The organism is Vibrio sp. 1751 (assembly GCF_033339895.1).
GTDB lineage: Bacteria > Pseudomonadota > Gammaproteobacteria > Enterobacterales > Vibrionaceae > Vibrio > Vibrio alginolyticus.
The window spans coordinates 1-10384 of sequence record NZ_JAWOVM010000117.1 but is presented as its reverse complement, the minus strand read 5'-3'; the positions used below and the strand labels follow the sequence as shown (position 1 = coordinate 10384).

The 10384-nt window shown below is 47.9% G+C and carries 8 protein-coding genes; 4 read left to right on the top strand and 4 right to left on the bottom strand.

Going from position 1 to position 10384, the window contains the following annotated elements; translation table 11 throughout:
- Positions 1-49 precede the first annotated feature (49 nt).
- Both R7041_RS21230 and R7041_RS21225 read left to right on the top strand, forming a co-directional pair.
- Complete coding sequence (locus tag R7041_RS21230) at positions 50-562, top strand: 2,4'-dihydroxyacetophenone dioxygenase family protein (RefSeq protein WP_206949426.1); 513 nt, start codon at positions 50-52, stop codon at positions 560-562.
- Between the two features lie 4 nt (positions 563-566).
- Positions 567-1625 (top strand): zinc-binding dehydrogenase, encoded by a 1059-nt coding sequence (locus tag R7041_RS21225; protein ID WP_064369391.1) that lies wholly within the window; start codon positions 567-569, stop codon positions 1623-1625.
- An 82-nt stretch (positions 1626-1707) separates the two neighbouring features.
- On the opposite strand, the gene R7041_RS21220 is transcribed toward R7041_RS21225, so the two are convergent.
- The gene (locus tag R7041_RS21220; RefSeq protein WP_171342634.1) at positions 1708-2832 is read right to left on the bottom strand and encodes an alkene reductase; all 1125 of its coding nucleotides are present in this window, start codon (positions 2830-2832) and stop codon (positions 1708-1710) included.
- Positions 2833-2842: 10 nt separating this feature from the next.
- Complete coding sequence (grxB, locus tag R7041_RS21215) at positions 2843-3472, bottom strand: glutaredoxin 2 (RefSeq protein WP_054729335.1); 630 nt, start codon at positions 3470-3472, stop codon at positions 2843-2845.
- 199 nt (positions 3473-3671) lie between these two features.
- Between grxB and R7041_RS21210 the strand changes: the two genes are divergently transcribed.
- On the top strand, positions 3672-4607 hold the full coding sequence (locus R7041_RS21210) for a LysR family transcriptional regulator (protein ID WP_053304585.1): 936 nt from the start codon (positions 3672-3674) through the stop codon (positions 4605-4607).
- On the opposite strand, the gene R7041_RS21205 is transcribed toward R7041_RS21210, so the two are convergent.
- Positions 4560-5471, bottom strand: a complete 912-nt coding sequence (locus R7041_RS21205; protein WP_158173387.1) for a LysR family transcriptional regulator — start codon at positions 5469-5471, stop codon at positions 4560-4562. The genes R7041_RS21210 and R7041_RS21205 overlap by 48 nt on opposite strands.
- A gap of 220 nt (positions 5472-5691) precedes the next feature.
- Between R7041_RS21205 and R7041_RS21200 the strand changes: the two genes are divergently transcribed.
- Entirely contained in the window at positions 5692-8571 is a 2880-nt protein-coding gene (locus R7041_RS21200; protein WP_318114719.1) for an MGH1-like glycoside hydrolase domain-containing protein, read from the top strand.
- Between the two features lie 106 nt (positions 8572-8677).
- On the opposite strand, the gene R7041_RS21195 is transcribed toward R7041_RS21200, so the two are convergent.
- Positions 8678-10246, bottom strand: a complete 1569-nt coding sequence (locus R7041_RS21195) for a DEAD/DEAH box helicase (protein WP_065275163.1) — start codon at positions 10244-10246, stop codon at positions 8678-8680.
- Positions 10247-10384 lie beyond the last annotated feature (138 nt).

Here is a 10384-nt window from a genome sequence, read left to right as displayed (position 1 = left end):
ATGGGATAGGCGAGTACGCCACATTACAGCAACAGCGAGGATGTAAGTTATGTCATTACCAGAAGTTATTCAGCACCAAGATTTCTTATTAACTCTTAATACCAATGAAGAGTCGAGCATCAAAGACGCATTACCGGGTGTGGATGTTTATCCCCTGTTTCTTGATCCAGAAAACGGAACTTGGGTGATACGCGCCAAGTTCAAACCGGGCGTGACTTTACCTAAGCACTTCCACACTGGTGTGGTGCATTTCTATACACTGAGTGGCGCTTGGCACTACATTGAATACCCAAACCAAGTCCAAACCGCTGGTAGTTATTTGTATGAGCCAGGTGGTTCGATTCATACCTTTCACTGTCCAGAAGAGTCGGGTGGTGCAGATGGCTTTATGGTGATCCAAGGTGCGAACATTAACTTTGACGACGAGGGTAACTTCATCAACATCATGGATGCAGGTTGGATTGAGCAAGTTGTTATTGCAACAGCGAAAGCACAAGGCTTCACTGCGCGCTACATCAAACCGGGTGCGATTGCTGGCCTAAGCGATGAGCTAGCGGAGTAACCCCATGCAACAGATGAACAGTATCATAATGCAGGATGGTAGTGTCCGCCTGAAGCAAGTCGAAATCCCCAAACCTGCAGCGGGACAAGTGTTGGTTCGTAGTCTAGCTTGTGGCATTTGTGGCTCCGACCTTCACATTACTCGACACGCGGATGAGGTATTTGATGTATTCCACCAGCTCGGGTTGATGCCTGATGAAGCCGGTGAGCACGCTCAAGTGATGTTGGGGCATGAGTTCTGTGCGGAAATTATCGAATACGGTGCCGATACGCAGCAAACGTTGTCCGTTGGTAGCCGAGTCACCTCAGTGCCGATGTTGCTCAGCCAAAATGGCGCGGGCGTTGGTGTTACTCCGGGTACTTATGGCGCTTACTCTGAGTATTTCCTGCTTGATGAAGCGTTATTGCTACCTGTGCCAGACGGAATGCCGTCTGAGGCGGCGGCATTAACCGAACCACTAGCGGTCGGTTTGCACGCGGTCAACCGCAGTGAAATCGAAACGGAAGAAACAGCGCTGGTTGTCGGTTGCGGCCCTATAGGGCTGGCGGTGATTGCTGCACTGAAACAACGTGGCGTCAGCAATATTCTTGCGGTCGATCTTCAGGAAGAAAAGCTGCAACTTGCCAGCGAGTTTGGCGCAAATCGATTGATCAACCCGACCAAGGAAGACGAGATCGCCGTTGGTGAGCAGTACGCGATGAATTCACGCCTGGTCATTTATGAGTGTGTTGGCAAGCATACCTTGATTGACGATTTTCTGCGCCGCGCTCCTGCCCGAGCGCGAATCGTCATCTCGGGTATCCATACGACACCCGCAATCATTAACTACGCGTACGCGACGGTAAAAGAGCTCGATTTGAGATTCTCTTACTACTACCAACCGCACGAGTTTGAGCAATGCCTACAAGCGATTGCCGAACATAAGTTGCCTTGGCAGAAAATGCTCACCGCCAAAGTGGGAATCGATGGTGTCGAAGACGCATTTACAAAGTTAATGACGCCAAATGATCACATCAAAGTCGTTATCGAACCTTGGCGCAGCGGCGCGTTAGAAGTGATTTAACTCTTAGCCAGATTAAGCTAGCTAAAACCAATTTTAGTTTGGTGACAGCCCCAACCGTAGCAGCTAGGTTGGGGCTTTTTTGTTAGGCCTGTTCTGCGCATTCCTGTTGCAGAGCAGGGTAATCGGTGTAGCCTCGTTCGTTTCCGCCAAACAACGTTGAGCCATCGAGTTCTGCCAACGGATGGTGATGTTGCAAGCGAGAGACTAAGTCTGGGTTTGCTACGAATGGCCGTCCGAATGCGACAAGATCCGCGTAGCCTTTCTCTAACACTTCGTTTGCTCGTTGAGGATTGTAGCGACCTGCGACAATGATAGCGTTGCGAAAGCGCTTTCTAAGTTCGATTCGGAACGTCTCTGGAATCGTTGGTGCATCGGCCCAATCGGCCTCGGACAAGTGCAAGTAGGCAATGTCGCGCTCCTGTAGCTGTTTTGATGCCTCTAAGATCGTTGGCACGATATCTGGGCAGTCCATATCTTTAAAGGTAATGAATGGTGCCAATCTCACTCCAACTCGATGCGCACCAACAGCGGCGATAACTGCCTCCACTACTTCGATAAGAAAACGGATACGATTTTCTCGTGAACCGCCGTAGTTGTCTGTTCGATGGTTTGAGTTGGTTCTTAAGAACTGATCGATCAGATACCCATTCCCGCCGTGGATTTCTACACCATCAAAACCCGATTCAATGGCGCGTTTGGCTGCGTTCGCGAAATCACCGACAACTCGGTTGATATCTGCTTGTGTCATGGCGCGAGGCTCAACACAATCGACCATATTGCCGTTGCCTTGTTCATCTGCAATCCAAACTTGCGTCTCTACCGGAGCGAGCGCAGATGGCGCGATAGGCTGTTCACCATTTTGGAATGTTGGGTGAGACACTCTGCCCACATGCCATAGCTGACAAAACATCGCTGCGCCTTGTGATTTGACCGCTTGGGTCACACCTTGCCAGCCCGCCACTTGCGCATCGGTGTAAACGCCAGGGGTGAACGAATAGCCTTGAGAATCGTCCGAAATTTGCGTGGCTTCGGAAATGATCAGCCCGGCAGAAGCGCGCTGTTGATAATACGTTGCCATCATCTCATTCGGGATGTTGCCCGGCTGAGTGGTGCGTGCGCGAGTCATTGGTGCCATGACAATACGGTTTTGTAGTGACAACGATTTCAGTTGAGCTGGCTCAAACAGCTTATTTGTTCTTTGTTGCATGTTGCGCTCCTTAGATAAGTACAGGCACGTTGGTCGCTTTACGAGCGATTGCCATCCAGTGAAGTACGGCTGGATCCCATTGCACTTCGGGCGCACTGAAAAAGCCGCGTAGAATGGAAAACATAATGGCTTGATCAACCAGTGACGTTTGCTTTTCTGAACTTAGGTTGAGCAAGGGTTTGGTTTGTTCTATCAAAGCGGCGACTTCTTTCGCAATCGCAGGTGTATCGTTAATCAAAGCTTCAAAATTTAACGCTTCGGTTTCTTTTTTTGCACGCCATGCTTGTTTAGCGGTTTCTGTTGCAAATTCCGGTAACGTCATGTTTGACCAACGCGGATACCCGACTTTTTGTAGCGGTAAAAACGCTTGTTTTTGCCAGTCTAAAACCGGTTTGGAGGGTTGGCTGTTTTCGCTGGAAGATGCCAATTCAAGGAAGTAGTTGATGATGTCTAAGCTTTCCGCCATGGCTTCACCATCGTCTTTGATCAAAAGAGGAACTTGTTTTGCGCCGATGAGGTTTGTGGTGGTGCTCTCGTCGTTATAAGCAATGTTGATGACATCCAGCTTAATATTCAGCATGCCTGCAACAAAACGGACGCGGGCGCTAAAGGGGCAATGTTCATAAATGTACAGTTTCATTTTTTGTTTCCTATCTCTTGGCTGGGCAGGGCGTGTTGTTGTGCGTTGTACAGCGTTACGGCGTTTAACTTTTCCCTGTCACATAACGTTCTGGGTCTAAACAATGTCGATAGGGTCAGTATATGGATTCGACTTAATTTGATAATTGGGTAATATCTAAATTGATTATTCAGTTTTTCCAAATAATAAGAGCACGAAGATGGATAAGTTTTCGGATATGACGTTGTTTGTCAGCATCGTTAAACATCAAGGTCTGGCGGCGGCGGGAAGGGAGTTAGGTTTGTCTCCGGCGACGGTAACGGCAAGGCTGCAAGCGATAGAAGAACGCTATGGCGTAAAGCTGCTCAACCGAAGCACACGCCACGTATCACTCACGGACGCAGGGGCAATGTACCATCAAGCTTGTCTTAACATCATTGATAGCGTGAAAGAGACGGAAAACTTGCTGCAAACGGGTATTTCGCAAGTGCGCGGAACGTTGAAAATTTCAGCTCCACGAGATATTGGCAAACAAATTATTTCGCCGATGGTGTCGGCTTTTTCTGAGCAATATCCGGATGTGACGCCTTATCTTTATCTTAATGACAATTTATCGAACTTGGCTGAATCGGGGCTCGATTTGGTGATTCGTTATGGCGAGTTAGCGGACAGCAATCTCATTTCGCGCAGGCTGGCGTCGAGTCAACGCGTGCTGTGCGCATCACCTGACTATTTGTCGAAGCAAGGTGTCCCAAACTGTCCACAAGATCTCGCGGACCATCGCTGCTTAGCCATGGTGCGCAGCAATGAAGAATTAAAAACGTGGCACTTTAAAGATGAAGAGTCTCACCAATCGATCACGGTCACGCCAAAGCGATTTTCTGATGATGGTGAAGTGATTCGACAATGGGCGTTGGACGGTGCGGGGATTGCGTTGAAATCGATTTTAGATATTCAGCAAGACCTCAAAAAACAACGTTTAGTAACGGTTTTGGATGGGTATATGAAAAACTTCAGCGCCTTTTCGCAAGGCGCTGAAGCGGATCTACATGTCATTTATCAAAGCCGCCAATATCAACCGAAAAGAGTTCGCCTGTTTTTGGACTTTCTAGTTGAGCAATTTAGCGCGCTGAGTGATGCCAGCAATCAGATCTAGATGCGATTCAGAGGTTTCTCGGCGGTGGCGATAAATCCCGACGGTGCCAGGGTTTGGTTCGTTTTCCATGGTTAAGCATCGTAAGCCAAAGGATTCCAAATACGGTTTGAGGTGCCCGGTATAAGACATCACCGCGACGCTTTCTTTCAGTACATCAATACTGGCGAGCAGAGAATCCACTTCGTAAGTCGGTCTGTCATCCAGTTGCTGCCTTTCGCGTTCATTTTGCTTCGGGATTGGGTTATCGATGACGTGAGCGAATTTCTTAGCATCATAAGTGACCGAAAGAGCTGGGTATTCGTGCAGCATATCTTCGGTGACGGTTTTCCCTAGAAGTGGGTGGTTTGGGGAAACAAAATAGGCATCAACCGTTTGAAATAGCGGAATAAACGTAACATCACATTTAGACGACAAGCCGACAATCTCGTGGCCGATGAAGAATTCAATCTGTTCGTTGATTAATGAATCCATCAAGCCTAAGTGGTTGCCAAATTCGACGTGCGTAGATGCCGATGGCTGCTTGGTCAGATGTTGATTGAGTGCTTGTTTGACGAACAGCGGCCACCACGCATCGCCAGTGCCCATTTTAATTTTTCCGACTTGGTACTGTTTCCGTTCATCAATGCTTTGCATCATTTGGTTGTATTCATGCTGCATCGCGTTGCTATGGCGATAGAGGATGCGTCCGTATTCGGTCAACACCATGCCATTAGGATGACGTTCAAACAGCGTCACGCCGAGATTCTCTTCCAGCTTCTTTAAATTGCTTGTTACCGTTGGCTGGCTTAACCCTGCCATTCTTGCCGCAGCGCTGATGCTTTGGCAGCGTGCAACCAGTAAAAATTGCTGCAGAGATTTGTCCATTTTCTTTCCCCTCTAAGAACGAGGGGTATTTTGCACAATTTCATTTATAAATCACAAATCTGTAATCTCATTTGATTGAAATTATGCGCATTTCATAGATCTACATCACTGTTGGGGTTTGACGTATAGATGTTATCTATAGCTCGCTCCTGACTTCCTATTTTCCCCTCAAAAAGGTGTTCTTTAGACTGTCGCCAAAACAACAATCTAAGGGATGAACATGAAACCGAGTTTTATTGCGCTTGCTGTCGCGTCTTGTATTGGTCTTGCTGGATGTGGGTCAGATTCTTCTGATGCGCCAGTGCCGGTCGACAAACCAATTATTTCAGCCGACTTATATTTACGTGGTTTAAATGGGGATTGGGGCACGGCAGAGCATGCCAAGCTAAACTATTTGGGTAATAACGAGTACGAAACCGTACTGCGCGTCGCTCGAGGTAGTAATCAGTTCAAGATTGCTGATCCGGGTTGGCAGATCCAATACACCTACTTTGAGGAGCCCGCGGCGTTCGATAAAGCTCAGGAGTACCTGCCAAAACCAGACACGAATGAAGCGTGTATGAACGATGATTGCAACTCTGAGATCACGTTTGAAGACAAAGGGTATTACAAGTTTTCTGTGAGCTTTGCCGATGAAAGTCGCGCGTCAATGACTGTGACGAAAGCAACACAAGAAGAAGCGGAAAAATACTACTCTGATGCGATTCTCGACCCTGCAATGGTGCATGAAGGGCATCAGAGCAAAGAAGTGAAACTGTTCGCCAATTACGATGACTCGAGTGATACCGTGATTTTCTCGGTGAAAGATCCTAAAGCGGAGCTGCGTGAATTTGGTATTTCAACGACGACAGAATTGCGTGATGCGCTCGACCAAGGCTTAGTGATTAATGAGCAAACAGGGCCGCGAGTGGTGTCGGGTGATGTCGCGTTTGACGCGTTGTTTGCATTGACGATGAAAGAGCTAGACCAGCTTGCCGTTTCTGAAATCAAAGACGGCAATTACAACTACAACAACCCAATCAAAGCGGAAGTTTTTGAGACGGGCGCGAAGTGGCATTACGTATGGACGCGTGATTTGGCGTACGCAGCAGACCTTTCGCTTGCATTGATGAATCCAACTCGCGTGCAAAATGGTTTGAATTTCAAATTGTCTGCTTTCCGCGACACGACCGATCAGCAATACGATGGCGAGCAGATTGTGCAAGACACGGGCACGGGCGGCAGTTGGCCAATCAGTACCGACCGTACGACTTGGGCGCTTGGTGCAGAACGCTTACTTTCGGCATTGGATGGGGAAGAGTACAACCAGTTTGCAGAGCGCGCATATAAAGCGATCAGTAATACACTTGAAGCCGATCGCCTGGCGGCTTTTGATGCGAAATCCGGTTTATACACTGGTGAGCAATCATTCCTCGATTGGCGTGAGCAAACTTACTCAACGTGGACGCCAAACGATGTCAATGCGATTGGTAGCAGCAAAGCGTTATCGACAAACGTGGTTCACTACCGCGCGATTCAGCTCGCGGCTAAGTTGGCAGAGAAGTACGACTCAACCAACGCGGTCAAATACACCGAGTGGGCTGAGCAGTTAAAAACCGCTATCAACGATCAGTTTTGGAATGCCGAACGCGGTATGTACGTAAGCTATTTGTTTGACAATGGCAAAGACATTGCGGTCGACAAATACGATATGTTGGGCGAAGCGTTGGCAATCATCAGTGGCGTGGCAAGTGATGCGCAGGCGAAACAAATCATGGCCAATTACCCACACAGTGAGTTTGGCGTGCCGGTTTACTTCCCTCAACAACCGGACGTGCCTGTGTACCATAATCGCGCAATTTGGCCATTTGTTACCGCGTACAACTTGCGCGCTGCGCATCAAACACAAAATGTGGCAGCAGCGAACAATGCCATTCAATCGTTGGTTCGTGGTACGGCAACTAATTTATCCAACATGGAAAACTTAGAGTGGCTTTCTGGTAAGTCATTCATCATCCATAGTGATCATGGTGAAGATCCAAGCATGGATGGCCCAGTTATTAACTCTCAGCGTCAGCTTTGGTCTGTGGGTGGCTACTTGAACATGGTGGTAGAGACCCTATTCGGCATCCATACCGAAACGGGCAAGTTGGAAGTGAAGCCGTTTATCACAAGTTGGGTGCGCAATAACTTGTTGGCTCAGTCTGAACAAATCACGTTGGAAAACTTTGCCTTCAAAGGAAAGAACTACTCGGTAACGATTGACTTGCCTGAAGTAAGCAAAGATGACACAGGTTACTACCCAGTTGAAAATGTCACGATGGACGATGAGGGGCATTTCCACGTGACATTGGGCGCGCTTGTGAATGTAGATAGCAGCATTACTTTAGTTTCTGGTGTGAAACCGTACGCAAGTGAAGATAGTCGCGTTTATTCTCCGCAAGAGCCAACATTGGTGGTAAAAAGCGTTGATAATTCGGTTTCGATTGACGTGACGAGTAAGTACAACGTGAACTTGTATCGCAATGGCGAGCTGATTCAAAAGAACGTGATTGCTCAATCTTATTCCGATACGCCAACAGGTTTTGCTTGTTATTTGGCTGAAAGCATTAACGATAAAGGCTTCCGTTCTAACCCAAGCCAACCTGTTTGTGTCGGTGAAGAGATCCGCATCAAACTTGATGGCGAATATCAGCCACTCAAAGACAATGTCTCAGTGGTTACGGTGAGTAAAGACAGTGGCATCGTAAAAGGTGCAGAGTCGTTTACAGCCCCTGTAACGGGCACTTACCAGTTCGATGCTTGGTACAACAATAACCTAGGGCAACTTAATACTGGCATCACGAACACCGTGAAATTGTTAGAGGTATTGGATGATGCAGGTAAAGTGGTTGGTCAAGGTTACTTGCAGATGGGCCATATTGGTGAAAACCAAGGTATGCGTTACTCAACGCCAATTGAGGTGACGTTGGAGCAGGGAAAAACCTATCAGGTCGCGCTGAAGGACCACTTCAATATGAGTTACCTCAAATCGAATGAAACCTACATCTACGCAGGTGGTATTGAGGGTGAAAAGAACGAAGCGCAAATCGCAGATATTCGAATCACACCTTTAATGTAGGCTGTTTTAACAAAGCAGTGTTCTAGAAAACTGTGTTCTAAGAAAGACAAAGCCGCTGAGATTATCAGCGGCTTTGTTGTATTTGCTATCGGGGGCCGTTTACAGGTTAGTTTGCAGCTTGCGGACGAGGCTTACGGCGCTGACCTGACGGTTTGTTTCCTGCAGGCTTAGCATTGTTTGGCTTGCGGTTACCAGACGGTTTACCAGCGTTGCCACTCTTATTACCGTTTGGTTTATTTCCATTCGGTTTATTACCATTTGGCTTGTTGCCGTTAGGTTTGCGGTCATCTGGTTTACTGTTTGCACGACTTTGGCCTTCACGGTTGCCTTTAGGCTTGCCTGCACCGCCTTGGTTGGTGCTGTTTTTGTTGCCGTTGCTACCACCGTTGAAGCGACGTTTAGGTTTGTTTGCACCATTGCCTGCTTTCTTTTCGGCTGCTGGGGCATTTTCACTTGCAGCATTTGGCGCTTTTGGTTTTTTCGGCTTCTTAGGTTTTTTCGGTTTGATTGGGCGCGTATCCAGTTTAGATTCTGGCACCACATTGGTTGGCGCAAAACCTTCCAACTCTTTACGTGGTAGTACTTCTTGAATCAAACGTTCAATCGCAAACAACTCAGATGCTTCTAGCGCACACACCAGTGAAATCGCTTTACCTACTTCGCCCGCGCGGCCAGTACGACCAATACGGTGAACGTAGTCTTCTGCCACTTTCGGTAGCTCAAAGTTCACCACTTGCGGTAATTGCGGAATATCGATACCGCGCGCAGCAATGTCCGTCGCGACCAACACACGAATTTCACCCGATTTAAAATCCGCCAGTGCTTTGGTACGCGCGCCTTGGCTCTTGTTGCCGTGGATGGCAGCAGCCGGTAGATTTTGTTCGATCAGGAACTTCGCCAGACGGTTTGCGCCGTGTTTCGTTTTCGTAAACACCAGCACTTGCTTCCAATCGCCGTCTTTGATCAATTTAACCAACATCGGTGCTTTCTTCTTCACGTCTGCTGGGTAGATGCTTTGCTCAACCGTTCTCGCCGTCGAGTTTGCCGGGTTAACGGAAATCTCAACCGGGTTGTTCACCAAGCCTTTCGCAAGGTCGCGGATTTCATCCGAGAAAGTTGCAGAGAAAAGTAGGTTCTGACGCTGTTTTGGTAGCAGAGCTAGGATCTTACGAATGTCACGGATAAAGCCCATATCTAGCATGCGGTCTGCTTCGTCCAGTACTAGTACTTCCAGTTGGTCGAACTTCACTGCATTTTGGTTGTACAAATCCATCAGGCGGCCTGGTGTCGCGACTAACACATCCGCACCTTTGCGAAGACGCTGCATTTGCGGGTTGATCTTCACACCACCAAAAACAACCGCACTGCTTAGTGGAAGATGACGGCCGTACATAAACACGTTTTCTTGCACCTGAGCTGCAAGCTCACGTGTTGGCGTTAGGATCAGTGCTCGAACTTGGTTAGCACGAACGCGAGGGCCGTTCGATAAACGCTCAAGAATCGGTAGCGTAAAGCCTGCAGTTTTACCTGTACCAGTCTGCGCTGCTGCCATTACGTCTTTCCCTTCCAAAATAGCAGGAATTGCTTTTGCCTGAATTGGCGAAGGGGTGTCGTAGCCTTTCTCTTGAATAGCTTTAAGGATTGGAGCAGATAGACCTAACGAGGTAAAACCCATATGTATGATTCTCAATTGTAGAGTTAGATAACAACGCGCCGAAAACAAATCGGTGCGAAAAGTGCGACATTCTGAGGCTTTTACGCGCAGGCTTCAACTAATTCCGTCATGGATAAATATTTGAACTGGATCTCATTT

Excerpts from the sequence above, each read along its gene's own strand:
- R7041_RS21205 (WP_158173387.1), bottom strand. The coding sequence starts at position 5,471 with ATGGACAAATCTCTGCAGCAATTTTTACTGGTTGCACGCTGCCAAAGC.
- R7041_RS21225 (WP_064369391.1), top strand. The coding sequence starts at position 567 with ATGCAACAGATGAACAGTATCATAATGCAGGATGGTAGTGTCCGCCTG.
- R7041_RS21210 (WP_053304585.1), top strand. The coding sequence starts at position 3,672 with ATGGATAAGTTTTCGGATATGACGTTGTTTGTCAGCATCGTTAAACAT.
- R7041_RS21200 (WP_318114719.1), top strand. The coding sequence starts at position 5,692 with ATGAAACCGAGTTTTATTGCGCTTGCTGTCGCGTCTTGTATTGGTCTT.
- R7041_RS21195 (WP_065275163.1), bottom strand. The coding sequence starts at position 10,246 with ATGGGTTTTACCTCGTTAGGTCTATCTGCTCCAATCCTTAAAGCTATT.
- grxB (WP_054729335.1), bottom strand. The coding sequence starts at position 3,472 with ATGAAACTGTACATTTATGAACATTGCCCCTTTAGCGCCCGCGTCCGT.
- R7041_RS21230 (WP_206949426.1), top strand. The coding sequence starts at position 50 with ATGTCATTACCAGAAGTTATTCAGCACCAAGATTTCTTATTAACTCTT.
- R7041_RS21220 (WP_171342634.1), bottom strand. The coding sequence starts at position 2,832 with ATGCAACAAAGAACAAATAAGCTGTTTGAGCCAGCTCAACTGAAATCG.